The following is a 25238-nucleotide window of genomic DNA, read 5'->3' on the forward strand; positions in this document are numbered from 1 at the left end:
GCGAAGGCTTTTAGAATATAAGTTAATTTCTGCATCTAAATTATTTTATATATTTGCGAAGAAATTAACGAAGTAATATGGCAAATTAGGAAACAAAGGTTTGAACAATGACTTTGTTAACAGAGTTATTGTTCAAGGTAAGTTAAGATGACGTATAAAAAATGTCCATTTATTTAAATTATTAGTGGTCATGCAAAATTAGAGTTGAATGCTTAAAAAACTAGCAAATCTAAAAATATTTAAAGGTAAGTATGCTAAATCAAGGTTCTGTAATTCAAGTAATAGGTGCGGTAGTAGATATTAAATTTGTTGATTTTGTACCTCCAATACTGAATGCATTAACTTGTATGATCGGTGATAAAAAAGTCGTTTTAGAAGTTGCGCAGCATTTGGGTGAAAATGTTGTTCGTGCTATAGCAATGGATAGTACTGATGGGTTGCAGAGAGGAGTTGCTGTAGTTGATACAGGTGATATGATTTCAGTTCCAGTTGGCAGAGCGACCTTGGGACGCATTTTAAATGTTATAGGTGAGCCAGTCGATGGAATTATTGATCTGAACGTTCAGGAAAGAAGGCCTATACATAGAGCTGCACCAAGTATTGAAGATCAAGCAACTGCCTCTGAGGTATTAGTTACTGGAATTAAAGTAATTGATTTGTTGGCGCCTTATGCAAAAGGTGGGAAAATAGGGTTATTTGGTGGTGCTGGTGTTGGTAAAACAGTTCTAATTATGGAGCTAATTAATAACGTAGCAAAGGCCCATGGTGGTTTTTCAGTTTTTGCTGGGGTAGGGGAGCGTACCAGAGAGGGCAATGATTTATATCATGAAATGGTGGATTCTAAGGTGATAGACTTAGCTAAGCTTGAAAATTCTAAAGTTGCTCTTGTTTATGGTCAGATGAATGAACCTCCTGGTGCAAGAGCGAGAATAGCGCTTTCTGGACTTACAATAGCTGAACATTTTCGAGATGCTGAGGGACAAGATGTTCTATTTTTTATAGATAACATATTTAGGTTTACACAGGCTGGTTCAGAAGTCTCAGCATTACTTGGAAGGATTCCTTCTGCTGTTGGTTATCAGCCTACACTCGCAACAGAAATGGGTGCTCTTCAGGAGCGTATAACATCTACTAAAAAGGGCTCAATTACTTCTGTTCAAGCTATATATGTCCCAGCGGACGACTTAACAGATCCTGCGCCTGCTGCGTCATTTGCACACCTGGATGCTACTACAGTACTGAACAGACAAATTGCAGAGCTTGGAATATATCCATCAGTTGATCCGCTTGATAGTTCTTCTCAGATGATGACTCCAGAAATTGTAGGTGAAGAGCATTATAAAGTCGCAAGAGATGTTCAAAAAATTCTGCAAACCTATAAGTCATTGCAGGATATAATTGCAATTCTTGGTATGGACGAGTTGTCAGAAGAAGATAAATTGATTGTGAGTAGAGCAAGAAAAATACAAAGATTTCTATCGCAACCATTCCAAGTTGCGGAAGTTTTTACAGGTACGCCAGGAAAGTTAGTTTCTCTTGAAGATACTATACGCGGTTTTAAAGGTCTTGTTGCCGGAGAGTATGACAACCTTCCAGAAGCCGCATTTTACATGGTTGGCAGTATAGATGAGGCTGTTGATAAGGCAAGCAAATTACAATCTGAGGCAAAGGATGCGTGATGATAACAATCAATACAATCTTATACTAAAAATACTTTGTATAGACCATGCGGTTTTCGAGGGAGAGGTTCACATGGTTATTTTACCTGGGCGTTATGGAGAGCTTGGTGTAATGGCAAGGCATGAGAATTTTATAGCAGAACTAAAAGTTGGTGCTGTTTATATTCACCATTTAGACTCTACAATCTCAAAGTTTTATATATCTGATGGTCATTTGCATGTGCAGTCTAATATCTGTACTCTTTGTGTCGATGATGCGGTAGCTGTAGATGGCTTTGAGCAAGGTGTTATAACAAAAGAGCTAGATAATATAGATTCATTGTTTAAATCTAGATGTGCATTGACTGATTCTGAAGTGGAGTTCTTAAATAACAGAAAAACTTTTTATTCTGTTGCCGTGGATAAGTGTGGAGCAGTGGCAAAATAGATTATAATTTGCGATATATGGACTTCAGTTGATAGATAGGGAATTATCTAAGAAATAATACTACTACGACAATATATCATCGAGATAAAAAATTATGCTTTTATAGTTGAATTGATTACATGCATTATTAGAAGAAGTAATGCTAGCATTTGACTTGTGTGTGTAAATGGATCTATTCTTTAAACTTATTTTAGACACTGCTTGTATGATTTGTACGCGCGAAGATTTTAATTGTATGATTTTTAGAGTACAAGTGAATTTCTGAGTCAAATATTAAAATTTTGAGAGTTTTCACAATTAGATAGAAGTATGATATGATCACTTTTTTAAAAACTAAAGAGTGGTTTTATGGTTTGTTGTAAGGGATGTGGTTCTGATATCTTTGTAAAGAATGGCATTGTGAGGGGTGTACAGCGTTATAAGTGCAGATCATGTTCTAAATTTTGTTGAGGGCGATCTGGGCAAGAAGCCTCAAACAGCTGTTAAGAAAGCATTATGCGTTATGCTATATAGTCTTGGTAATGGCTCTTTTTCTATGTTATGCAAGATATTATGGCATTCGCCGTCCATAATTTATCGCTGGGTAGTAGAGGCGATGGGCAAGACTCAGGAGCCAGGTGTCTCTTCGGATATTATGGAGATGGAATTCGACGAGATGTGGCATTTTATTGGTTCAAAAAAAACAAGCTTTGGATCATTAAGGCAGTTGATCGTAGTACAAGGAGAACAGTTGCCTGGGTTACAGGCAATCGTGATACTGCAACATTCCAAAAGCTCTACAACAAAGTGAGTCATCTGAAAGAATGTCATTTTGAGAGTTTTCACATAAAGATAGATAAGAGCTGTTCTTGATATTGTTTGAATATTTGTGTAATAGTAAGAGCGCACCAAAGCTTGATGGATCCGTATACCATTGACTCTTTTTTAGAAACGATTTTAGTGCGCCGTGTCATTCGGCATAAATGATGTCGCGTGTTGCTATTATCTCTCTCGATACATACTGTGCCAGACTTTCCAATTGTATGACGCTCTTTGGGTAAAATTTTAGAAAAAGCATCCCAATCATCCGTATAAAAATGACATTCTTTCAGATGACTCACTTTTTGTAGAGCTTTTGGAATGTTGCAGTATCACGATTGCCTGTAACCCAGGCAACTGTTCTCCTTGTACTACGATCAACTGCCTTAATGATCCAAAGCTTGTTTTTTTGAACCAATAAAATGCCACATCTCGTCGAATTCCATCTCCATAATATCCGAAGAGACAACTGGCTCCTGAGTCTTGCCCATCGCCTCTACTACCCAGCGATAAATTATGGACGGCGAATGCCATAATATCTTGCATAACATAGAAAAAGAGCCATTACCAAGACTATATAGCATAACGCATAATGCTTTCTTAACAGCTGTTTGAGGCTTCTTGCCCAGATCGCCCTCAACAAAATTTAGAACATGATCTGCACTTATAACGCTGTACACCCCTCACAATGCCATTCTTTACAAAGATATCAGAACCACATCCCTTACAACAAACCATAAAACCACTCTTTAGTTTTTAAAAAAGTGATCATATCATACTTCTATCTAATTGTGAAAACTCTCAAAATATTATATATATTTGTTAGGAAATTAACAAAGTAATACTTGAAAATCAGGCAAAAAGGTCTGCACAAGTTGCTTTGCCGGCAGTGCTTAGTGAGGTAAGTGCAATGAACATATAAGAGCACGGTATACATGAAGTACATGAACATTCCACACAGTCACAAAGCAATTAGCCGCTGCTTGAATAGACTGTCCAATGAAAGTTTTGAGTGATAGTGGTAGTATGCCGCAGGTAAATGCAGAGTTGCTATTTTTGAATTATGCACATACGAAGTGAGATTTCAAAAAGAGTTAGGAAATGTATAATAAATATTTGCAAAGAGTGTCATAGCTATCAACTTTTGATAAATAGATCCAATGCATAAAGTGCCAAAGAGGTATTCTAACAGAAATATTAGATTGTTTGTTGATTGTGACTTGTTATCAGATATAAATATTTTGTTGCAAGCTCAGCAGTCACATTATTTATTGAATGTTATGAGGTGCAGAAGTGATGATAGTATATCTGTGTTTAATGGCAGAGATGGAGAATGGAATGCAAATATCAGAATTGAAGCCAAAAATACTGTTTGGCTTGATTTAATAGATAAAAAGTTAAATCAGACACCTGTTCAACCACTGGCGCTAGTTTTTGCTCCGGTACGACGTGTTATGCCTAGCTTTATAGTAGAGAAAGCGACCGAGATGGGAGTAAGCGAGATATATCCAGTGCTCACAGCGCGAAGTGTTGTGCGTAAATTAAGTATGGATAAGATGATTAAAACCTCAATAGAGGCTGCTGAACAATCCGAGAGTGTTTTATTGCCAGTTATACATCCTATGATGGATTTAGCAATTTTTTTTCAACACCATTCTCCTAAATACGATGGAATAATTTTTTTTAGTGAGCGTTCAGGGGCACGCAGCATAAAAGATGTTTTGTTAAATCTGCCAAAACTTTATAAAAATAATGCCATACTTATAGGTCCTGAAGGTGGATTTACAAGTGAAGAAAAGGTATATATAGAATCTTTTCCAGGTGTGATTCCTACGACCTTTGGCGTGCATATAATGCGCTCTGAAACTGCTATCATAGCTGGTATTGCGATATATCAATCGTTACTAGAAAGGTGGAATGCATGATAAAAGGAATTGCTAGTATTACAAAATCTTTACTTGAGCTTGACGAATTCTGCAAATTAGAGTCTGCTTCCATAGATTCTTGGATAAGGACAAGAGCAGGAAAGCAAAAGTATGAGATTTATAATTCAGTTGATATAAGATGCTCAGGTTTTAAAATTGCTCCAGTAGATACAAATATATTTCCTGCTGGTTTTCATTTATTAGATAAACGTGAAATATCAGATGTAGCAACAAAGTTTCGCCATTTTATTGATGCCAATTTTCCGGGATCTTCGAAGTTGCTATTAATCCCAGAAGGTTTTAATAGGAATTTGCATTATCTTAAAAACGTCTCTGTTCTTGTTGATATATTTAAAAAAGCAAAATTTGATATAAGGGTTGGATCAAGTGATATAGTATATAAAAATGCTGATTTACATATAGAGAAGATAGTAAAAGAACATAGAGATATTTTGATAGAGTCTGATTCTTATTCTCCAGATGTTATTATCTTGAATAATGATTTAACCTCTGGAATTCCTGACATATTAAAAGATATTAAAAAACCCATTGTTCCATCATTAAATCGAGGGTGGTATTTGAGGCGTAAGTCTCATCATATGAGGTGTTATTACAATATTGCAAGTGAATTTTGTAAACATTTTAATTTTGACCCTTGGTTAATTACAACTGAAGTGGCAGATTGTAATGATATAAATTTTAAAGATCAGAATAGTATTTATAGGTTGCGTGCATTGATATCTGGAATGTTAGACAAAATACGCAAAGGTTATGACGATAGATCTCTGGATGAGAAGCCTTATGTATTTATTAAAGCAGATAATGGTACATTTGGTATGGGTATTACAAACACAGAGGAAATAAATAGCGATTTGTTCTTTAACAAAAAAATGCGAAACAGTATGTTCGTTATAAAGGATGGTGTAAAAAATGAAGCAGTTTTACTTCAAGAAGGTGTAAAAACAGCATTTACATTTCAAGACTTTGCTGCTGAAAGTATGTTCTATTTTGCAAATGGTAATATAATTAGTACCATAGTTCGATATAATACGAAGAAGAATAATCTATCAAATCTAAATTCTACAGGTATGAAGTTTGAAAATGCATTTGATTTGAAAAATCTGATGCCGCTATATCATGTACAAGCTGTTGTTGCAAAGCTTGCAGTGTTAGCAGTTTTATATGAGTTTTTGTAGTCGCAGCAGTATTGTTTATTTAATATACCGGAACATTTCAATGCAATATATTAAAAATATATTGCAATCTTTCTGTATATGTATACGATCTATACATATCTTATTCATTCTAAATTGCATAACAGAATATAGTATAATAATTCTCATAAAAATTTTATGAAAAATGCAAACAAAGTGCGAGACCGGATTGAAGAATTCGAAGAGCAATGGAAGAAAATGGAGGGAAAAACTTCTAGTGATAGAACTGAGTTTCTAAAGAAAGTTCATGAAACACTTATGTCTATCGATATAGATGATGATGTTGAAGGCAAAGCAAGCAAAAGCAAAGTCGAGCTTGGTAGGGAAAAGTTCCAAAGAGATATAGATATATTTAATGCTGGTAGCGATAAGAGACTGCAGTCTGGTCTTGATAAAATTATAGAAGATGCTAAAGAAAATATTAACTCTCCAAATTGGTTTGATAAGTTGATGGACGCTATTTTTAAACTATTTGGACTTGAGCCAAGAAAAGACTTGGATGTTGGGAAAAAAGAATTAGATAGCGGTACAAAAAGAGAAGAATTAGGTGTGCATACGAAAAGAGTATTGCAGGAAGAGCAGCAGGACAAGGGAGAGGGTATGAAAAGATCTTGATGATATATACTTGCTTATCAATTAAAGGATAAAAAAGCCCTTATTACTAATACGTACCGTATTGCTAATCCATAATTCTGGTTAAGAATATAGATTCATATCAAAATCCGAAATACCAACTCTTCATTTACCTGTGATATAGCTAAAGTACTATAAAGTAAGTATGGCAAGCGAGTATTTAGAATAAATTTTTATTCGTTTGTAATCTATAATATAACTACTATTTCAGGCGAAAAGCTAACTTAAAATTTATCAAAAAGATCAAGTTTAGCATGATTTTTTATGCTGCTTTAGCTATACTCTAAAAAATCAGGCAAAAAAGGTCCAACAATGACTTTACCGGCAGCGCCATAGTTAGAAATATATGAGAAATAGTACAATACATCTATTATTCGTAGCAGAGTAATTCTGCAAAAATTGCTTAGCATAGAAGAAATGGTTTTATAATCTTGATAATTAGCCTAATATTAGTTAAATTAAATCCGATATTAATGTTCGTTATTTTGAGTAACTTCTAATAATATGTAATCTCTATCATAATCTAATTGTTATCTTGGAAAATCTGTGCTCTATTTTATGCCGTAAAGTTCATGCTTAATAGCTATATAATTTAGTCTATGCCATAGATCTATTGCAAATTAACTAGAAGAAAGTTTTTCAAAGATTAGTAATTTTTGCTAGATAAGGAGTAAAAATTTGATTGATACTATAGTGACAATATATGGCTCACGCTTGTAATAGTAATATTAATAAAAAATTCGTTGCTGCTATATTTCTCAACTCTATCATTATTATTGCAGAAATATTTTATGTAGTTATATGTGATATGGTTAACACCCTCGCCTTTAGGCGAACACTTTAGTATTAGTTATCTAGGAAATGTGCTAAGGGAGGACGAATGGAATATAGGAGATGATCCCACAGCCTATATGACCTAAAGTATCATATAGTATTTTGTACTAAGTATAGGTATAGAGTTTTAACTGGGCAGGTTGCGATTAGAACTAGGGAAGTAATCCGAGAAATATGTGCTGCTAATTACATAAATATAATTAGTGGCAGTATGAGTCCTGATCACGTACATATATTAGCATTGGTTCCGCCTAGTATATCAATATCTAAAGCTGTGCAATATATTAAAGGTATAAGTAGTCGTAAGTTGCTACAGGAATTTGCACTGCTCCGTAAGCGGTATTGTGGACAACATCTTTGGGCCAGAGGGTATTTTGTTGTGACAGTTGGCAATGTGAATTCAGAAGAAGTGCAAAAATATATAGAACAGCATGAGGAACATCACAAAAAAGATGATTTTAGAATATCAGAGTTTTAGCGTTTACGCTTTTAATCTGCTTTGCAAGCGTTACACAAACTACCGCGCTTTAGCCGGTAGTAATTGATGGTTTGCAGTCCAACTCTTTAGCTCTAGTTGCAGACGCTGTGCATAATGCAGGAGATGTATTTGGTTTATTAATAGCATGGTTTGGTGTTATTGGATTGCGCATAGAAAAGCGCCAAAGAAATTCACTTATGGATATAAAAATGCTACTATAATTGCAGCATACGCTATACTGTTACTCTTAGCTGTTCTTGGAATTGTATTGGAAGCAGTGCAGCGTGTTAATGTTTATCAACCTATATCTTCTATTACAGTAATATTGGTTGCATTTGTTGGGGTTGTGGTCAATGGCTTGACTGCATATTTTTTTGTACATGATAGCCACAATGATATTAATATCCGTGGGGCGTTTTTGCATATGTTGTTTGACGCTTTTGTTTCTATTGGTGTAATTGTGACTGGCCTTTTCATTTTATGGAAATCATGGTTTTGGATTGATACAGTAGTAAGTTTTATCATTGCTTTTGTTATTACACTTGGTTCATGGGGTTTGATTAAAGAGTCTATTAATCTCATGTTGCTTGCAACACCGGCTTCAGTTGATTTAGAGAAGCTGAATGCCGTAATTTCTAAGCATAAAGAATTGATAGGAGTTCATGATCTACATATTTGGCCGATTAGTACGACAGAAACAGCATTATCGGTTCATTTAGTTGTGACTAAGGAAGCATTTCAAGAGACTTTTGTTAGAAAAATTGAAAAGGAAATAAAAACTAGATTCCCGATTTCGCATGTTACTATACAGATAGAGTTGCAAAGCTTTAAAAATAATTGTGAAACTAGCTGCTGTTAACTCTTCTGCTCTTTTTATCATAAATTTTAAGCTATATATGAGTTGCATTCTGAATGACTGGCTATTTATAGTTTGGATAGGATTTTGGGAATATTAATTATTTATAAATTTCAGAAAGATGAGAATACATATTAAAAAGCTTGATAATTTAGGTGATTTGCCTATGCCTACATATGCAACTTTGCAAAGTGCTGGTTTAGATCTTATGGCTGCGCTTAATGATGAGGAGTTAGTAACTATTAAACCGATGGAAAGAGCGCTGATCAAGACTGGAATTGCTATTGCGTTGCCAGAAGGATATGAGGCTCAGGTGCGTCCAAGATCAGGGCTTGCAGTAAAGCATGGTGTTACTGTACTAAATACACCAGGAACTATAGATGCAGATTATCGTGGTGAGATAGCAGTTATCCTGATCAATTTAGGTGCAGAAGATTTTGTTGTAACACGTGGTATGCGCATTGCGCAGATGATCATTTCTAAGTATGAACATATATCATGGAATATTGTCGATGAACTTCCGACAACAGGTCGGGGTGTTTCTGGGTTTGGTTCTACAGGTCAATAGTAGAGTTGCTAATAAAGACTCACTTAACAGAATATACTTCTGACGAATGAAGAGTTAGTCTTTAGCTTGTGCACATATATGCTGTTTAGTATTAGACTTCAAAAAAAGTTAGGAAGAGTGGCGATGTATATATCAATTACTACCGGCTAAAGCGCGGTAGTTTGTGTAACGCTTGCAAAGCAGATTAAAAGCGTAAACGCTAAAACTCTGATATTCTAAAATCATCTTTTTTGTGATGTTCCTCATGCTGTTCTATATATTTTTGCACTTCTTCTGAATTCACATTGCCAACTGTCACAACAAAATACCCTCTGGCCCAAAGATGTTGTCCACAATACCGCTTACGGAGCAGTGCAAATTCCTGTAGCAACTTACGACTACTTATACCTTTAATATATTGCACAGCTTTAGATATTGATATACTAGGCGGAACCAATGCTAATATATGTACGTGATCAGGACTCATACTGCCACTAATTATATTTATGTAACTCACCTTACGCAAAATTGACAAAATCAGTATAAAGGTAGTAAAAGTAAGCGAAATAAAAAAATAAAGTATGTCTAAGAAAATATTGGATATATATTCAGACTATTTAATTTGTCAAAATAAGTATGCAACAGCTACTGGTTTATCAGATTTATTGTCTGGAGATATAAGCCACGACAAGATTACAAAATATCTTAATTATGAAGATTTAGGATCAAAAGAATTATGGTTATACATCAAGCCAGAAATTAGGAAGCATGAGCTTAACAAGGGATGTGTTTTGATATTAGATGATTCAATAGAAGAGAAACCTTATACGGATGAAAATGAGATAGTAGCATGGCATCACTCTTATGCTAAAGGAAGGCATGTAAAGGGGATAAACATTTTATCGTGCTTAGTTTCGTATGGTGACGTAGTGCTTCCGTTTGGGTACGCACTCATTCGTAAAGATGTTAGTTTTTCTGATATTGAGACAGGAAAAGTACAGCGTAAATCTAGCATTAGCAAAAACCAACATTTTCGCAATCTCATAAAACGATCAACAGAGAACAAAGTGTTGTTTGAGCATATTTTAGCCGACAATTGGTTTGGTTCTAAAGAGAATATGGAATTCATAGAATCGCTTGGTAAAAAGTTTATTATAGGTATTAAATCAAATAGAATTATTGCATTATCATGTAAAGATAAAAAATTGGGGAAGTTTCAACAAATCTCATCATTAGATATGCAGGATGGAGAATCAAAGAAGGTATGGTTGAAAGGAGTATCTTTTGAAGTTTTACTAATCAAAAAAGTTTTCATAAACGAGGACGGATCAACTGGTATTCTATACCTTGCTTCTAATGATACAGAACATGATGCTGCCTATTTGTACGAAATCTATCAAAAACGATGGAGAATTGAGGAATATCACAAATCTATCAAAGAAAATACAAGCTTGGCAAAATCTCCAACGAAAAAGATGCGATCTCAAGCAAACCATATATTTGCTTCAATCGTAGCATTTTGCAAGTTAGAAATTATAAAGGTTGCCACTGCAACCAATCATTTTGCTATTAAATATAAATTGTTAGTAGCAGCGAATATAGCATCTATGAATGAATTGATAAATTTACGCAAAAATAATGCTCTTGCGTAAGGTGAGTTATGTAATTAGCAGCACATATTTCTCGGATTACTTCCCTAGTTCTAATCGCAACTTGCCCAGTTAAAACTCTATACCTATACTTAGTACAAAATACTATATGATACTTTAGGTCATATAGGCTGTGGGATCATCTCCTATATTCCATTCGTCCTCCCTTAGCACATTTCCTAGATAACTAATACTAAAGTGTTCGCCTAAAGGCGAGGGTGTTAACCATATCACATATAACTACATAAAATACATAAGTAGCATTTTAAAAGCGCAAATTTTTAAAATATAGCGATTATATACATATATAATTTTATTTTTGATTTATTCAGAGAGATCTAGGTTTCCTGTTATCAATATAAAATAATATTAGAATTGTTTTGTGGTAAACGTGTTGAAATTGTGTAGAAATACCTGGTAGGCTCTGCTATACATATAGGTCAGTTTAAAGGTAGTTGTTATATTTGTGTTATGATATACAGCGGCTTATGCAATTTTCAATTCCGTCTGTTAAGCTTTATAATGCGTTATTAGATGATGGTGTCCTACATTTTTCATGATGAAATTTGATATGAGGAATTTATTGATATGTTTGGAAGAAATCCTAAGCTTCCTCCGGAGTTTTTCGATGGTAAAGTGTTAAAGGTACATTCAATCTTTTACACAATTCAAGGAGAAGGACCATATTCTGGAAGACCTGCTGTTTTTATAAGGTTATCAGGTTGTAACCTTGCGTGCTCGTTTTGTGATACGGAATTTGATTTGTATGAGAGTCTTGAGTTAGAGCAAATATTAGATAGAGTTCGTGATGTATGCAGAGTATCAAATAGAAACCTGAACAAAAGAATGTTGATTGTAATTACAGGTGGAGAACCGTTTAGACAGCGTATAGGTATGCTATGTGATCTTTTAATAAAATCAAACTTTGAAGTACAGATTGAAACTAATGGACTGTTATACAATGAGATTTCAAATGAAGTTCAGGTTATTTGCTCTCCAAAGAATAATGGAAATGGTTACTATAAAATAAGAGACGATGTACTAAGACACACAGTTGGTATCAAGTTTATAGTGTCAAGCTCATTGGAAGGTTATAGTAATATAGCAGAAGTAGGGCAGAGTGAAATAGGAGTTCCAGTTTATGTCCAGCCTATGGACGAGTATGATGAGGAAAAAAATCGTTCTAATATAAAGCTTGCTATTGAAATTGCTATGAAAAATAATGCAATGTTCTCTATGCAGTTGCATAAAATTGTGGGTATGGAATGAGATATTATGATGATTTATTTGACGTTGCAATAATAGGTGGTGGATATTTAGGGCTAGTTTTGGCTTTAATGCTTGCGCCAAGCGGTCGAAAGATATGCATTGTTGAGAGTAATAAGTTTTCCAAAAAACTTGAAGAAGACGAACCTGGCAGGTTATTTGCTATTTCATTTGGATCACTTGAGATACTGAAACGTTTCCATGTGATTGATTTTAAGGATCTTTGTGTACAGACCATAAATGGAATACTGGTTTTTGATGGTAATAGTAAAGTTGAGTTCAATCCAGGTGACTTAGAGTTAGATTATTTTGGCTGTATGGTGCAGGAACATGACTTGATGAGCGCATTATTGAAGAGAGTGAGAATTTTTGAGAATGTTCTGTTATTAGATTCAACAAAGTTGGTTGATATTATAGAAGATGATTATGGTATTGTTTATTGTTCTTTAAATGATATCAGAAATAATAGTAAAAGTGTATTGCATGCGTCATGTGTTATAGCGACTGATGGAAAGTGTTCCTCTATTAGAAAAATGCTGAAGCTAAAGACTCATAGAAAGTCGTATGAACAATCAGCTATAGTATTTGATATTCTGCATAAGCATAGTCACTGTGGTATTGCAGTTGAGAAGTTTTTTTCAAGTGGTCCACTTGCCATATTGCCAAAAGTTGGCGAGCATAGCTCTTCTATTGTTTGGACTTTATCTGAAGGTGCGGCTAGAGCTGTCTTGTCGCTGTCGAAAAATTCTATAATAGAATTATTAAGTGCTAAGATTCCAGAGTTTGGAGAATTAAAGTTGGATTCGCGTATAAAATCTTTTCCACTATCATTGCAAAAAGCAGAGGATTACTATGATGGAAATATAGTTTTTGTTGGAGATGCACTTCATACTATACACCCACTTGCTGGGCAAGGCTTGAATCTAGGCTTGCGTGATGCTGCGGTGCTTTGTGATATTATACTACAGAATTTTAGAGTTGGGCTAGATGCTGTAGCATTTGATGCTTTCTCTAGATATGAAGCAGAAAGAAAAAGCGATGTATTCTTGATGATGTTTGCGACTGATTTCTTAAATAATATTTTTTCAAATGATATTGCTTCACTAAAAATGGCTAGAAAAATTTGTATGAGCGTTGTTAATAATATTTCTTTAGTACGGTCAGTATTTTTAAGATATGCAACGTATGGGCTTAACTAATCAGTGAAGAAACATTTGTATATTCGTTATGCTTTTGAAAGTCTATCTGTCGTTAAAGTATCCTCTTGAAACCAAGGAATTATTTTGATATAACCTACCACTTGATATTGCTTGTGTATAAAGTTTGCGCATCATATGTTTAGTTTGTGGCGGGCATAGCTCAGTTGGTTAGAGCGCAAGTTTGTGGTACTTGAGGTCGCGGATTCGATCTCCGTTGCTCGCCCCATTCCCTGTTGTTTTCATACTCATTTGCAGAAGCATTAAGCAGCAACTTATTCACAGTTTGCTTGCTAATCTTGAATATCTTTGTACTAGCGGGTTCCCGTAAAATATCGTTGAATAATAGATGATTGAGCTAACCTTAAAACGCCAAATCTCATTAATAGTCGTAATTGTTGCGACTGCTGCTCCTACGATTCTGGTAGCCGTACTTGCCTCTTTCTATTATTATTTAGGTGTCGAATCTTTTTTTAATGAAAAAGTTAGCAAAGCAATATCAGAGACTGTGAATGTTGCACATCTTTACCTTGAAGAGCACAAAGATAATATCAAGACAGATATATACTCTACAGCCAATATTTTAGAAAAAAATCGTCAAATAGTATTGGAAAATCCTTCATTATTACCACTTCTACTAGATAAACAGAGTAACTTATTAAATTTATCTGAAGTTGCTATTTTTAATAGCGAAAAAGTAATAGCGCGTAATACTCTAGGTTTTTCACTGATATTTGAAAAAGTTCCAATGCAAGACATACAAGCAGCAGATGATAGCATGGAAGCTGTTCTGTTAAAAAGTGGTACCGATGATAGAGTACGCGCTATAATGCGCTTGCCACATTTCATAGAAGGAACGTATCTTTTGATAGGAAAGTATATTGATCCTGAAATCATTAATCATCTAAAAGAAACCTCAGATTCTGCTGTTCAATACTCGATACTTTGGGGAAATATTAAATTTACGAGAAATAAACTCATCGCTTTATTCATTGTTGTATCTGTTATATTATGCTTAACTGCAATTTTTATATCAAATCGACTCTCGAATTTTATAGTAAATCCACTAATTAAATTGGTGGATGCAACTAAGCTTATAAAGGACGGAAATTTTACTACTAGAGTGCCAGAAAATAGAACATTACAAGAGATTCAAACTCTAGCAAAAGCTTTTAATAGCATGATAGAGCAGATCTCTATGCAACGTGCTGAATTGATTAGAGCAAATAATCTCATAGATAAAAGAAGACGTTTCATAGAAACAATATTGATAGAACTATCATCTGGAGTACTGGTCTTAAATCCTGAATATAACATCACGCTTTATAACCATGTTGTCTATAAACTTTTAAGAATTAATGAAGAAAAAAGCATTTTATCACTAAAAATAGAAGAGATTTTCCCTGAAATTTCTAAGATGTTATCAAGTGAAAAATTCATGAGTACAGGGCATATAGAAGAACACTTAGTAGTAAGGCGATATGGGCATGTTAACAATATTTTGCTGAGAGTGGGAATTGTAAAAGATTCAAAAGAAAAGTTAGAAAGTATCATTATTACAATGGCTGATATAACAGAGCTCGTAGTGGCACAAAAAGCAGCCGCGTGGACAGAGATTGCAAAACGTATAGCACACGAAGTAAAGAATCCACTCACTCCTATACAATTAGCTGCAGAGCGCTTAAAAAAGAAATATAGCAGTCAAATATCACACGATCATGAAACATTTTTACGATATATAGATACAATAATTCGTCACGTTAGCGATATAGAAACTATGCTTAGTGAATTTTTGAATTTCGCTAGAATACCAGCTCCCAAATTTGCACTCTGTGAATTATCAAATATCATCAAAGATATAGTATTTTCTCAAAATAATGTATTTAGAAGCATTAAATACATTATGAATTTTAAAGATAAAGAATGGGTCGCATATTGTGATAGAGCTCAGATATCACAGATTCTTACAAACCTTCTAAAGAATGCTGCAGAGTCTATAGAAGTAAAGATGCTTACTGCAGAGAAATCGTTCTGCGGTGAGATTACAATATTACTAAGTGAAGCAGAATTTACTGAAACAGGAAAATTCATCGTAGTCAGTATTTGCGACAATGGCCTTGGAATAGATAAGTCAATAATTGATCGTATTACAGAACCATATGTGACTACAAAAACAACTGGAACAGGACTAGGTCTTGCTATAGTACAAAGGCTAGTTATGGATAATGGCGGAAGATTTTCTATACGTAACACTGTAAATGGGGTATGTGCAGAGCTTTACCTTCATGTTACTCCTTTCAATACTTATAGTTAATATTATTTTAATATCTTGCGCAAAACTCTTTTTAAATATATCTTTTGTATGTACGCAACATTTAACACGGTAGTGTATTTATGAGAAAGAGCACTAAAAAGATTACACCAAAATCGATAACTTCTTCTGAATTAAAAGAAAAGATAGATAAAAATGAGGTGTTATTGATTGATGTGCGAGAACGAAGTGAAAATAAATCAGAGAGTATAGAAGGAGCTTGTTCTATAGCGCTTGATGAAATAGCACTTGAAAAATTACCTAGTAATTCCAAGCCTATTGTTCTACATTGTGAGTCTGGTACAAGAAGTATAGAAGCTTGTAAAAAGCTATTAGCTCAAGATCAAGACCGCGAAATTTATTATTTAGAAGGCGGCATTGGAGCATGGAAAGGAGAAGGTTTTGCCACAAAAAAGCAAAGCTGCAAAATATTGCCAGTTGATAGGCAAACTCAGCTTATTACAGGATCTATCATATTATTAGGAGTAATACTTGGATTATGATTAGAAGCGCAACACTGCAACATGTTTAAAGCGACATATTACATAAATATTCACCAAGATTTTTACATACTATCAGGGCTAGTTGGTATTGGCTTAATATACGCAGGAATTACAAGGATGCTGCGGCCTTTCCAAGTTGCTCAACAAAATGCCTTGGAACAAGCAATAATATTTTATGTAGTTATATGTGATATGGTCAACACCCTCGCCTTTAGGCGAACACTTTAGTATTAGTTATCTAGGAAATGTGCTAAGGGAGGACGAATGGAATATAGGAGATGATCCCACAGCCTATATGACCTAAAGTATCATATAGTATTTTGTACTAAGTATAGGTATAGAGTTTTAACTGGGCAAGTTGCGATTAGAACTAGGGAAGTAATCCGAGAAATATGTGCTGCTAATTACATAAATATAATTAGGAGAGTTTTCACATAAAGATAGATAAGAGCTGTTCTTGATATTGTTTGAATATTTGTGTAATAGTAAGAGCGCACCAAAGCTTGATGGATCCGTATACCATTGACTCTTTTTTAGAAACGATTTTAGTGCGCCGTGTCATTCGGCATAAATGATGTCGCGTGTTGCTATTATCTCTCTCGATACATACTGTGCCAGACTTTCCAATTGTATGACGCTCTTTGGGTAAAATTTTAGAAAAAGCATCCCAATCATCCGTATAAAAATGACATTCTTTCAGATGACTCACTTTGTTGTAGAGCTTTTGGAATGTTGCAGTATCACGATTGCCTGTAACCCAGGCAACGGTTCTCCTTGTACTACGATCAACTGCCTTAATGATCCAAAGCTTGTTTTTTTGAACCAATAAAATGCCACATCTCGTCGAATTCCATCTCCATAATATCCGAAGAGACAACTGGCTCCTGAGTCTTGCCCATCGCCTCTACTACCCAGCGATAAATTATGGACGGCGAATGCCCTAATATCTTGCCTAACATAGAAAAAGAGCCATTACCAAGACTATATAGCATAACGCATAATGCTTTCTTAACAGCTGTTTGAGGCTTCTTGCCCAGATCGCCCTCAACAAAATTTAGAACATGATCTGCACTTATAACGCTGTACACCCCTCACAATGCCATTCTTTACAAAGATATCAGAGCAACATCCCTTACAACAAACCATAAAACCACTCTTTAGTTTTTAAAAAAGTGATCATATCATACTTCTATCTAATTGTGAAAACTCTCATATAATTAGTGGCAGTATGAGTCCTGATCACGTACATATATTAGCATTGGTTCCGCCTAGTATATCAATATCTAAAGCTGTGCAATATATTAAAGGTATAAGTAGTCGTAAGTTGCTACAGGAATTTGCACTGCTCCGTAAGCGGTATTGGGGGACAACATCTTTGGGCCAGAGGGTATTTTGTTGTGACAGTTGGCAATGTGAATTCAGAAGAAGTGCAAAAATATATAGAACAGCATGAGGAACATCACAAAAAAGATGATTTTAGAATATCAGAGTTTTAGCGTTTACGCTTTTAATCTGCTTTGCAAGCGTTACACAAACTACCGCGCTTTAGCCGGTAGTAATTGATATAATTTTGCGTTCGAAGACTGGCAAAAAATTCTGTATAAATCATAATATAGATGTTAGTATAGCCGCGGCTGTTTTACAGTTAGCGTTTAAAGGGTATGTGTTTATCTTACTTAAAAACTACTTATCAGCATTATACTCCTGACAAATGAATGGTTGTTATTTATCATGTACATGACGAAATTAGAGAGCTAGGAAGAGTGCAATGCAATGTATAACTAATACATAACAAACGCTCTACATACACCAATTTTGAAAAGTATGATAAGTATATAATAGATTCATTATAATCTTGATATAAAGTCATTTTTAGAAACGCTACATGCTGTTTTACCTAACATAAAAGATGTTTATGGCTAAATTCATATTTATCACTGGCGGTGTTATTTCTTCACTTGGTAAAGGAATAGTATCATCTGTTCTTGGTACATTATTAAAAGCTTCTGATTATACGGTGAGTCTACGCAAATTGGATCCATATCTTAACGTTGATCCTGGTACTATGAACCCCATGCAGCATGGTGAGGTTTTTGTAACAGATGATGGAGCAGAAACTGATTTGGATCTTGGCCATTATGAGAGGTTTGCTGAAGTAATAACAACCAAGTATGACAATATAACAAGCGGAAAAATCTTCACCACGCTACTTGAGGAAGAGAGAAGGGGAGAGTACCTCGGTAATACAGTACAGGTTATTCCTCATGTAACAAACTTAATAAAAAAGTTTGTATTGAGAGAGAATGATTCAGTTGATTTTATAATTACAGAAATAGGTGGAACAGTAGGTGATATAGAAGCGCAGCCATATTTAGAAGCGGCTAGACAAATTGGATATGAGTTCGGCAGAGAACAAGTTCTTTATATACATGTTACATTTGTTCCTTACATAGCTACTTCCATGGAATTAAAGACAAAGCCAACACAGCATTCGGTAAAGGAACTTCGTGCTATAGGGATTCAACCAGATATATTAATGTGTAGAGCAGATCGCAATCTCACTGAAAATGTAAAACAAAAAATAGGGCTTTTTTGTAATATCAAGCAAGAAAATGTGATAGAAGCTATAGATCAGAAGTTAATATATGAAATCCCGATTGCTTATCATAAAGCTGGGTTAGACGTTCAAGTTCTAAAGCATTTTGGTATAAAAAATGCTGAAGGTGCCAAGATAAAAAAATGGGAAGAATTAGTAGAAAAGGTTCAGCATACAACGTGCAAAGTTCGTATTGCAATCATAGCAAAATATACAAAATCACAAGATGCTTATAAGTCAATTGTAGAAGCATTAAAACACGCTGCAATTCAGAATTCTGTAGAGTTAGATTATGTCTGGATAGACGCTGAAAATATAGTGACTAGTGATCTCAAACATATGCTTGGAGATGTTGATGGTATTTTAGTACCAGGAGGTTTTGGCACAAGAGGCATAGATGGAAAAATTCATTCAGTGAGGTATGCTCGAGAAAATAATGTTCCACTTTTTGGTATATGCGTTGGTATGCAAGTTGCTGTTATAGAATTTTCTAGAAATGTGCTAAATATATCAGATGCAAACTCTACAGAATTTGCGGATACCAAGAATAATGTTGTTGGAATGATTACAGAGTGGCAAACAGAACTTGGAAAAGAAACTCGCAGTCATACTTCAAATATCGGTGGCACAATGCGTCTCGGAGCATTTGAATGTATTTTGGAAAAAGGAAGCATTGCTAACCGGATTTATGGTAAAAGTCTGATATCTGAGCGTCATAGACATAGATATGAGATTAATCCAAAATACATAGATAAGCTCGAGGAATTTGGTATGAAAATAACTGGAAAATCTAAGATTGATAGTCTTGCAGAAGTACTAGAAATTCCAGAACATAAATGGTTTGTTTGTGTGCAATTTCACCCTGAATTTAAATCATCTCCATTCAATCCACATCCTTTATTTTCATCTTTTATTGCTACGTGTAAGGCACGTTGATCTGTCTATCCGTCAAAAATTGACTTACTGCGCAAATAAATTTTTGCGGACAATTAAAAATCGAGAGTTTTCACAATTAGATAGAAGTATGATATGATCACTTTTTTAAAAACTAAAGAGTGGTTTTATTGTTTGTTGTAAGGGATGTTGCTCTGATATCTTTGTAAAGAATGGCATTGTGAGGGGGTGTACAGCGTTATAAGTGCAGATCATGTTCTAAATTTTGTTGAGGGCGATCTGGGCAAGAAGCCTCAAACAGCTGTTAAGAAAGCATTATGCGTTATGCTATATAGTCTTGGTAATGGCTCTTTTTCTATGTTATGCAAGATATTATGGCATTCGCCGTCCATAATTTATCGCTGGGTAGTAGAGGCGATGGGCAAGACTCAGGAGCCAGTTGTCTCTTCGGATATTATGGAGATGGAATTCGACGAGATGTGGCATTTTATTGGTTCAAAAAAAACAAGCTTTGGATCATTAAGGCAGTTGATCGTAGTACAAGGAGAACAGTTGCCTGGGTTACAGGCAATCGTGATACTGCAACATTCCAAAAGCTCTACAAAAAGTGAGTCATCTGAAAGAATGTCATTTTTATACGGATGATTGGGAGGCTTTTTCTAAAATTTTTCAAACAATATCAAGAACAGCTCTTATCTATCTTTATGTGAAAACTCTCGGCTTATTTAATAAATCGAGTAATGGATGAGACTGCACTACATGCCATTTTTGTTCAGTCACATTATATAGTTTAAAATGTACACTTGCAGCAGCTTGTGATATCATACTTATGCATCGATATGCGATTACATTTTTACTGTAAGATTCACTTGCAAATTTTCTATAATTTCTTTCTGTCCATACAGCTTGCTTTTGACCATATATATATGCTTTTGATGTACTATGAGCTTCGCGTTTGGAAGAAGTGGCACTTAGTTTATTTAAAAGTGATTTTAAGGAATACATATGTAATACAAGTTTAATGTTGTGTTTAAATATTAAATCAGCTCAAGATTGTGCTATATATAATATTATTGTAGAATTATTAGTATACAATGATCGCGTGTTAGCAGAAGAGGTATTGATGTTTGTATAAGTGGTTTTTTGATAGAAATTTTGGTATACTAGTATGTACTCTTCATACATTGCTTGACAAATTAGTTAGTTTTATGGATAAATACAGTTTGCATTAAATTTTTATCATGCGGGTATTACAGTAAATGTTATATGCTGTACTTCATCTTATATAGGTGATATTGAGTATGAATCGTTATTGTGAAAAAGCATGTTTGATTGCTATTATACCGTTGCTTCTTATTTTGGTGGAAGCTGTGTCATATGCAGAAAATCATGCTGGGCTTAAATGTTTAAGATTAGGTATTGGAGCTGGTTTCCTAAATTTTAAAACGAATAAAGACATAAAGCTTATAGACACTAGCTTAAAGACAGGATTTGTTTTGGATATGTCTGGTGGATACTACTTGAACGATCGTTCACAAGTTGCTCTATTAGTTGGTATTTACCGTAAGCATGATGATGTGTCACAGATTCGTTCCTACGAACTCTTGGCAAATTATCGTTATGATTTTAGTCCATATAGGGATTTTTCGCCATATGCTAAAATTGGCATTGGCATCATATCAAATAGCCTATCACGACCTAACATCGCAAATAGTGCTATGAATTTTACTGCTCCTGCTGCCACACTTGGTTTTGGGATATCTTATAATCTTTCTCAAGCTCTGTTTATAGACACTGGATACACCATGCAGTTATCTATGAATAGTCACCCTTCTTCAGAAGAAGGTGTGCCAACAGATCAGGTGGATGCAATGAGAGCAAACAACATAAAGGCTGGCTCGCTGCTTCATACTGTAACTTTTGGAGCTGGTTTTCGTTTTTGATATTTTAATGACTGGTTATGTGGTCTAGCGCTTTAATTCAATAATATCGTTACTTTGTACCTTCTCTGACCACTTCCTAGCTTCTGCCCGTATTGACTGACATTTTTCCCTATAATTTTATAGAGTATATAGTATATAAGATGCATTATTATGTCCAAAAGCGTTTTTGTTGAATGTGCTTCTACTTGCATCCATGTTTTATTGTCTTTAGTCTTTCCAATGAGCACTTCATTTAAAACAACTCCGTCTCCTATGCCGATATCACTAGCATTTTCTGCTTTATTCCATCTATGATGCGATGACATCCTTTCTCTGCCACCAAATCCCTTCATCATATCATAGAAAGCACCACCATCTTCTATCATGTTAAAAAAGCTATCAACAATTTTTGTTTTGTGCTGCGCAGAAACTGACTCACAAACCTTGGAAAGCGCATATAATATCTTCAAGGTAGTATTCGAATCTTCATCAATTTTATCTTTGATATTATGTATATTGTTCAGGAGCACTTGTTTATGTAGTTATATGTGATATGGTTAACACCCTCGCCTTTAGGCGAACACTTTAGTATTAGTTATCTAGGAAATGTGCTAAGGGAGGACGAATGGAATATAGGAGATGATCCCACAGCCTATATGACCTAAAGTATCATATAGTATTTTGTACTAAGTATAGGTATAGAGTTTTAACTGGGCAAGTTGCGATTAGAACTAGGGAAGTAATCCGAGAAATATGTGCTGCTAATTACATAAATATAATTAGTGGCAGTATGAGTCCTGATCACGTACATATATTAGCATTGGTTCCGCCTAGTATATCAATATCTAAAGCTGTGCAATATATTAAAGGTATAAGTAGTCGTAAGTTGCTACAGGAATTTGCACTGCTCCGTAAGCGGTATTGGGGACAACATCTTTGGGCCAGAGGGTATTTTGTTGTGACAGTTGGCAATGTGAATTCAGAAGAAGTGCAAAAACTATATAGAACAGCATGAGGAACATCACAAAAAAGATGATTTTAGAATATCAGAGTTTTAGCGTTTACGCTTTTAATCTGCTTTGCAAGCGTTACACAAACTACCGCGCTTTAGCCGGTAGTAATTGATATTCTCCAAGTACGCTACTTAGTGCTTGAAACTTTTCTACAACCACATTGTATAAAGTTTTTATGCCATCATTATGTGGTCCGCTTTTTGGAAAACATACAACTGCAAATTCTTCTTTTGTGATTAGCACTTCTATTTCGTTTCCTTTATCCATATCAAAACAATAAATATTAAAATTTTATTACAGATGCGTCATTATACGTTAACATATCTTATTGTTATTGATACCTTAATATTTTAAAAATTTATGACGAAATTATATTTTAAAACATGTATCATAGCAGAAACGATTAGTTAATATGATGTATGTTATAGATTAGCCAATGCACTGTTTGCTATTGCACCGCCTAAATGAAAAGTTAGAGTTTAAAAAGAGGCATTGCTAACTAAAGATAGATATCAGCAAGTCTTTATTAAAAAGCATTAGGATAGAGTTATAGATCATATCTATGGCCTTACTGTAACGTTTGGTTTTACGATGAAACCTGGCTAAATAGTGCCGTATTAATGAGTTGAATGATTCCACTAAAGACGTTTCTGCCTTAGTAGAATAGTGTTTTTTAGCAATCCTAAATTTTTCATAAACGTCGTAATGGTCACTGCATGATATCTCTATCTCGTAGCTACTTTGTAATCGCATGGCAATCGGAAGATAGGATGCAAAATCCCTGACAATGCTCACTTCAAAATCAACAACTTTATTTCTGTCCCTATCAACAGCAAGCCAAATGTAGACTTTGTTAGTTTTTTTTGGCAATAACTAAAAAGCTCATCCAGCTCAATAATTGAGATTTGCTTGGCATCCTCAGGTATCGTAACATCATTCAGCCTTTGTTTTAGAAGCTTTGAGAATTTTCTAATCCACTTTATTATAAGTGAACTCGAGACCTTTTCTAATCTCTCGATTGATCTAATTCCAACTCCCTCCAGATACATACTAACAACCTTCATCTTTTTATTAAGGCTGTACTTTACTCTCATATCTCCAGACTTATAGCTCTTTTTACACTCTAGGCACTTATACCTCTGACGACCTTTAATATAGCCATTCTTTGTGCTTCCTATCCTGCCACAATGCTTACAACTTAACATATATAATGCTTCCAATATAACTTACTATCAAGGCAGTATACATATACGCGAATTTAAAAGCAAAATCTATTCTTGGTTAGCAATGCCTAAAAAGAGCTATGAGAAGAATGAAGTGTGAGGACACTAATTTGAAAAGTATGATGAGTACATAAGTTATATATTTTGATTTGTTTCTTTGTAGAATTAGTAACTTATATAATCTTTAATATACAAGCATGCACTTAATAGACCTCTTGCATAACCTGTTCCAAACTGTGATTTGATTGTCACTAAAACATAAAAACACTCACGTGGATCAATTGTTTGGTGACGTTTTGCAAAAATCTACTCTATAAGAATTTCTACCTCAGAATGAGGTTATGCAAGAGGTCTAATGTTTGATGTGAACTTGTTTTATGTCTTGAGATTTTGTTTAACACTCCCTATATATAATTTAGCGCACCTAGAATTTTTTATAATTTATGGCGCTGTATTTTTAGTAAATAACAATTTATTAGGTATCTAATATGGGAGTTCTTGTAGGTAGGGAGGCACCAGATTTCACAGCCGCTGCTGTGATGTCAGATAATAGCATTGAAAATTTCTTTAGTTTCAGGGAGTATACAAAGGGTTCTAAATCTTTGCTGTTTTTCTATCCGCTAGATTTTACATTTGTTTGTCCATCTGAGATAATAGCATTTGATAAAAAGGTAGAAGAATTTAAAAAGAGGGGTGTTAAGCTTGTAGGCGTTAGTATAGACTCACATTTTTCGCATTTTGCATACAAAAATATGCCTATAGAGAATGGTGGAATAGGTCAAGTAAAGTATCCGCTTGTCGCAGATATTACAAGACAAATAGCAAAAGATTACGATGTACTGTCTGGAATAGGCGCTGCGTTTAGGGCTACATTTTTAATAGATGAAAACCACATAGTAAGGCACCAAACAGTAAATGATCTTCCACTTGGTAGAAATGTAGAAGAAATGTTGCGTTTGATTGATGCGCTAATACATCATTCAGAGTATGGTGAGGTTTGTCCTGCAAATTGGAATAAAGGAAAACCTGCGATTACTCCTACTCAGGATGGTATAGCAAATTATCTAAAAGATAATGCTGGTCAGCTTTAAAGCTCTAATGCTGTCTATTGGTGTGTTAAACCTTGTGTTTAGCTTTTCTTTTATGTAGTTATATGTGATATGGTTAACACCCTCGCCTTTAGGCGAACACTTTAGTATTAGTTATCTAGGAAATGTGCTAAGGGAGGACGAATGGAATATAGGAGATGATCCCACAGCCTATATGACCTAAAG

The 25238-nt window shown here is 34.6% G+C and carries 25 protein-coding genes, 1 tRNA gene and 4 pseudogenes; 20 read left to right on the forward strand and 10 right to left on the reverse strand.

Annotated features, from left to right (window positions below):
• Nucleotides 1–251 precede the first annotated feature (251 nt).
• The 3 genes from atpD (at nucleotide 252) to AACK98_RS03760 (ending at nucleotide 2896) form a co-directional block, all read left to right on the forward strand.
• Nucleotides 252–1679: a F0F1 ATP synthase subunit beta gene (gene atpD, locus AACK98_RS03750; RefSeq protein WP_339042391.1), complete on the forward strand. Its 1428-nt coding sequence runs from the start codon at nucleotides 252–254 to the stop codon at nucleotides 1677–1679.
• Nucleotides 1672–2106: an ATP synthase F1 subunit epsilon gene (atpC, locus tag AACK98_RS03755; protein WP_339042393.1), complete on the forward strand. Its 435-nt coding sequence runs from the start codon at nucleotides 1672–1674 to the stop codon at nucleotides 2104–2106. Before atpD ends, atpC begins: the two co-directional genes overlap by 8 nt.
• Before the next feature lie 406 nt (nucleotides 2107–2512).
• A complete protein-coding gene (locus AACK98_RS03760) occupies nucleotides 2513–2896 on the forward strand; it encodes a hypothetical protein (RefSeq protein ID WP_339042111.1) in 384 nt (127 codons plus the stop codon).
• A 31-nt stretch (nucleotides 2897–2927) separates the two neighbouring features.
• On the opposite strand, the gene AACK98_RS03765 is transcribed toward AACK98_RS03760, so the two are convergent.
• The 3 genes from AACK98_RS03765 to AACK98_RS03775 are packed head-to-tail and all read right to left on the reverse strand — an operon-like array spanning nucleotide 2928 to nucleotide 3584.
• Nucleotides 2928–3206, reverse strand: coding sequence for an IS1 family transposase (locus AACK98_RS03765; RefSeq protein ID WP_339040346.1), 279 nt, complete (start codon nucleotides 3204–3206; stop codon nucleotides 2928–2930).
• The gene (locus AACK98_RS03770) at nucleotides 3169–3333 is read right to left on the reverse strand and encodes a hypothetical protein (protein WP_339040402.1); all 165 of its coding nucleotides are present in this window, start codon (nucleotides 3331–3333) and stop codon (nucleotides 3169–3171) included. Before AACK98_RS03770 ends, AACK98_RS03765 begins: the two co-directional genes overlap by 38 nt.
• Entirely contained in the window at nucleotides 3291–3584 is a 294-nt protein-coding gene (locus tag AACK98_RS03775; protein WP_339042395.1) for a hypothetical protein, read from the reverse strand. Before AACK98_RS03775 ends, AACK98_RS03770 begins: the two co-directional genes overlap by 43 nt.
• Before the next feature lie 540 nt (nucleotides 3585–4124).
• Here AACK98_RS03775 and AACK98_RS03780 point away from each other — a divergent pair.
• From AACK98_RS03780 to dut, 6 genes and pseudogenes are all read left to right on the forward strand, one after another.
• Entirely contained in the window at nucleotides 4125–4829 is a 705-nt protein-coding gene (locus AACK98_RS03780) for an RsmE family RNA methyltransferase (RefSeq protein ID WP_339042397.1), read from the forward strand.
• Nucleotides 4826–6025: a glutamate--cysteine ligase gene (gshA, locus tag AACK98_RS03785; RefSeq protein ID WP_339042573.1), complete on the forward strand. Its 1200-nt coding sequence runs from the start codon at nucleotides 4826–4828 to the stop codon at nucleotides 6023–6025. Before AACK98_RS03780 ends, gshA begins: the two co-directional genes overlap by 4 nt.
• A 156-nt stretch (nucleotides 6026–6181) precedes the next feature.
• The gene (locus AACK98_RS03790; protein ID WP_339042399.1) at nucleotides 6182–6658 is read left to right on the forward strand and encodes a hypothetical protein; all 477 of its coding nucleotides are present in this window, start codon (nucleotides 6182–6184) and stop codon (nucleotides 6656–6658) included.
• Nucleotides 6659–7586: 928 nt separating this feature from the next.
• A pseudogene (gene tnpA, locus AACK98_RS03795) lies at nucleotides 7587–7988 on the forward strand (IS200/IS605 family transposase); the annotation flags it as partial.
• A gap of 145 nt (nucleotides 7989–8133) precedes the next feature.
• The gene (locus AACK98_RS03800; RefSeq protein ID WP_339042401.1) at nucleotides 8134–8847 is read left to right on the forward strand and encodes a cation diffusion facilitator family transporter; all 714 of its coding nucleotides are present in this window, start codon (nucleotides 8134–8136) and stop codon (nucleotides 8845–8847) included.
• A 118-nt stretch (nucleotides 8848–8965) separates the two neighbouring features.
• On the forward strand, nucleotides 8966–9412 hold the full coding sequence (gene dut, locus AACK98_RS03805; RefSeq protein WP_339042403.1) for a dUTP diphosphatase: 447 nt from the start codon (nucleotides 8966–8968) through the stop codon (nucleotides 9410–9412).
• A gap of 199 nt (nucleotides 9413–9611) precedes the next feature.
• Here the strand turns inward: dut and tnpA (AACK98_RS03810) are convergent, their stop codons facing one another.
• Complete coding sequence (tnpA, locus tag AACK98_RS03810) at nucleotides 9612–9908, reverse strand: IS200/IS605 family transposase (protein ID WP_339042404.1); 297 nt, start codon at nucleotides 9906–9908, stop codon at nucleotides 9612–9614.
• A 3746-nt stretch (nucleotides 9909–13654) separates the two neighbouring features.
• On the opposite strand from tnpA (AACK98_RS03810), the gene AACK98_RS03830 reads away from it, so the two are divergent.
• From AACK98_RS03830 to AACK98_RS08185, 4 genes and pseudogenes are all read left to right on the forward strand, one after another.
• Nucleotides 13655–13731: transfer RNA gene (locus tag AACK98_RS03830), tRNA-His, on the forward strand.
• Between the two features lie 120 nt (nucleotides 13732–13851).
• Nucleotides 13852–15816 carry a sensor histidine kinase gene (locus AACK98_RS03835; RefSeq protein WP_339042405.1) on the forward strand — a complete coding sequence of 655 codons (1965 nt, stop codon included), beginning with the start codon at nucleotides 13852–13854 and terminating at the stop codon, nucleotides 15814–15816.
• 80 nt (nucleotides 15817–15896) lie between these two features.
• Nucleotides 15897–16316, forward strand: coding sequence for a rhodanese-like domain-containing protein (locus tag AACK98_RS03840; RefSeq protein WP_339042406.1), 420 nt, complete (start codon nucleotides 15897–15899; stop codon nucleotides 16314–16316).
• Between the two features lie 303 nt (nucleotides 16317–16619).
• Nucleotides 16620–16754: pseudogene (locus AACK98_RS08185) on the forward strand (transposase); the annotation flags it as partial.
• On the opposite strand, the gene AACK98_RS03845 reads toward AACK98_RS08185, so the two are convergent.
• On the reverse strand, nucleotides 16747–17142 hold the full coding sequence (locus AACK98_RS03845; protein ID WP_339042408.1) for an IS1 family transposase: 396 nt from the start codon (nucleotides 17140–17142) through the stop codon (nucleotides 16747–16749). The pseudogene AACK98_RS08185 and the gene AACK98_RS03845 overlap by 8 nt on opposite strands.
• Nucleotides 17111–17404 (reverse strand): hypothetical protein, encoded by a 294-nt coding sequence (locus AACK98_RS03850; RefSeq protein WP_339041453.1) that lies wholly within the window; start codon nucleotides 17402–17404, stop codon nucleotides 17111–17113. The genes AACK98_RS03845 and AACK98_RS03850 overlap by 32 nt, the downstream gene beginning before the upstream one ends.
• 140 nt (nucleotides 17405–17544) lie before the next feature.
• On the opposite strand from AACK98_RS03850, the pseudogene tnpA (AACK98_RS03855) reads away from it, so the two are divergent.
• The 5 genes and pseudogenes from tnpA (AACK98_RS03855) (at nucleotide 17545) to AACK98_RS03875 (ending at nucleotide 21749) form a co-directional block, all read left to right on the forward strand.
• Nucleotides 17545–17812 (forward strand): annotated as a pseudogene (gene tnpA / locus AACK98_RS03855) (IS200/IS605 family transposase).
• Between the two features lie 419 nt (nucleotides 17813–18231).
• A complete protein-coding gene (locus tag AACK98_RS03860; RefSeq protein ID WP_410520000.1) occupies nucleotides 18232–19848 on the forward strand; it encodes a CTP synthase in 1617 nt (538 codons plus the stop codon).
• 186 nt (nucleotides 19849–20034) lie between these two features.
• Nucleotides 20035–20451 carry a hypothetical protein gene (locus AACK98_RS03865; RefSeq protein WP_339041738.1) on the forward strand — a complete coding sequence of 139 codons (417 nt, stop codon included), beginning with the start codon at nucleotides 20035–20037 and terminating at the stop codon, nucleotides 20449–20451.
• Nucleotides 20414–20554, forward strand: coding sequence for a hypothetical protein (locus tag AACK98_RS03870; protein WP_339042414.1), 141 nt, complete (start codon nucleotides 20414–20416; stop codon nucleotides 20552–20554). The genes AACK98_RS03865 and AACK98_RS03870 overlap by 38 nt, the downstream gene beginning before the upstream one ends.
• 553 nt (nucleotides 20555–21107) lie before the next feature.
• A complete protein-coding gene (locus tag AACK98_RS03875) occupies nucleotides 21108–21749 on the forward strand; it encodes an outer membrane protein (protein WP_339042416.1) in 642 nt (213 codons plus the stop codon).
• Between the two features lie 32 nt (nucleotides 21750–21781).
• Here AACK98_RS03875 and AACK98_RS03880 read toward each other — a convergent pair whose 3' ends face one another.
• Entirely contained in the window at nucleotides 21782–22258 is a 477-nt protein-coding gene (locus AACK98_RS03880) for a hypothetical protein (RefSeq protein ID WP_339042418.1), read from the reverse strand.
• Between the two features lie 125 nt (nucleotides 22259–22383).
• On the opposite strand from AACK98_RS03880, the pseudogene tnpA (AACK98_RS03885) reads away from it, so the two are divergent.
• Nucleotides 22384–22743 (forward strand): annotated as a pseudogene (tnpA, locus tag AACK98_RS03885) (IS200/IS605 family transposase); the annotation flags it as partial.
• An 82-nt stretch (nucleotides 22744–22825) separates the two neighbouring features.
• Here tnpA (AACK98_RS03885) and AACK98_RS03890 read toward each other — a convergent pair.
• The 3 genes from AACK98_RS03890 to AACK98_RS03900 all read right to left on the reverse strand — a co-directional run bounded on the left by AACK98_RS03890 (nucleotide 22826) and on the right by AACK98_RS03900 (nucleotide 23946).
• Nucleotides 22826–23008, reverse strand: coding sequence for a hypothetical protein (locus tag AACK98_RS03890; protein ID WP_339042420.1), 183 nt, complete (start codon nucleotides 23006–23008; stop codon nucleotides 22826–22828).
• 228 nt (nucleotides 23009–23236) lie between these two features.
• Nucleotides 23237–23611 (reverse strand): IS1 family transposase, encoded by a 375-nt coding sequence (locus AACK98_RS03895; RefSeq protein WP_339040222.1) that lies wholly within the window; start codon nucleotides 23609–23611, stop codon nucleotides 23237–23239.
• A complete protein-coding gene (locus AACK98_RS03900) occupies nucleotides 23533–23946 on the reverse strand; it encodes a hypothetical protein (protein WP_339041173.1) in 414 nt (137 codons plus the stop codon). The genes AACK98_RS03895 and AACK98_RS03900 overlap by 79 nt, the downstream gene beginning before the upstream one ends.
• 506 nt (nucleotides 23947–24452) lie before the next feature.
• On the opposite strand from AACK98_RS03900, the gene AACK98_RS03905 reads away from it, so the two are divergent.
• Complete coding sequence (locus AACK98_RS03905; RefSeq protein ID WP_339042422.1) at nucleotides 24453–25055, forward strand: peroxiredoxin; 603 nt, start codon at nucleotides 24453–24455, stop codon at nucleotides 25053–25055.
• Nucleotides 25056–25238 lie beyond the last annotated feature (183 nt).

This window comes from Candidatus Lariskella endosymbiont of Hedychridium roseum (genome assembly GCF_964020185.1).
Lineage (GTDB): Bacteria > Pseudomonadota > Alphaproteobacteria > Rickettsiales > Midichloriaceae > Lariskella.

Bases quoted from the DNA above. Each gene is read 5' to 3' on its own strand.
- atpD (WP_339042391.1), top strand. From the start codon at position 252: ATGCTAAATCAAGGTTCTGTAATTCAAGTAATAGGTGCGGTAGTAGAT.
- atpC (WP_339042393.1), top strand. From the start codon at position 1,672: ATGCGTGATGATAACAATCAATACAATCTTATACTAAAAATACTTTGT.
- gshA (WP_339042573.1), top strand. From the start codon at position 4,826: ATGATAAAAGGAATTGCTAGTATTACAAAATCTTTACTTGAGCTTGAC.
- AACK98_RS03790 (WP_339042399.1), top strand. From the start codon at position 6,182: ATGAAAAATGCAAACAAAGTGCGAGACCGGATTGAAGAATTCGAAGAG.
- AACK98_RS03800 (WP_339042401.1), top strand. From the start codon at position 8,134: ATGGTTTGGTGTTATTGGATTGCGCATAGAAAAGCGCCAAAGAAATTC.
- dut (WP_339042403.1), top strand. From the start codon at position 8,966: ATGAGAATACATATTAAAAAGCTTGATAATTTAGGTGATTTGCCTATG.
- AACK98_RS03835 (WP_339042405.1), top strand. From the start codon at position 13,852: ATGATTGAGCTAACCTTAAAACGCCAAATCTCATTAATAGTCGTAATT.
- AACK98_RS03840 (WP_339042406.1), top strand. From the start codon at position 15,897: ATGAGAAAGAGCACTAAAAAGATTACACCAAAATCGATAACTTCTTCT.
- AACK98_RS03860 (WP_410520000.1), top strand. From the start codon at position 18,232: ATGGCTAAATTCATATTTATCACTGGCGGTGTTATTTCTTCACTTGGT.
- AACK98_RS03875 (WP_339042416.1), top strand. From the start codon at position 21,108: ATGAATCGTTATTGTGAAAAAGCATGTTTGATTGCTATTATACCGTTG.
- AACK98_RS03890 (WP_339042420.1), bottom strand. From the start codon at position 23,008: ATGGATAAAGGAAACGAAATAGAAGTGCTAATCACAAAAGAAGAATTT.
- AACK98_RS03900 (WP_339041173.1), bottom strand. From the start codon at position 23,946: ATGTTAAGTTGTAAGCATTGTGGCAGGATAGGAAGCACAAAGAATGGC.
- AACK98_RS03905 (WP_339042422.1), top strand. From the start codon at position 24,453: ATGGGAGTTCTTGTAGGTAGGGAGGCACCAGATTTCACAGCCGCTGCT.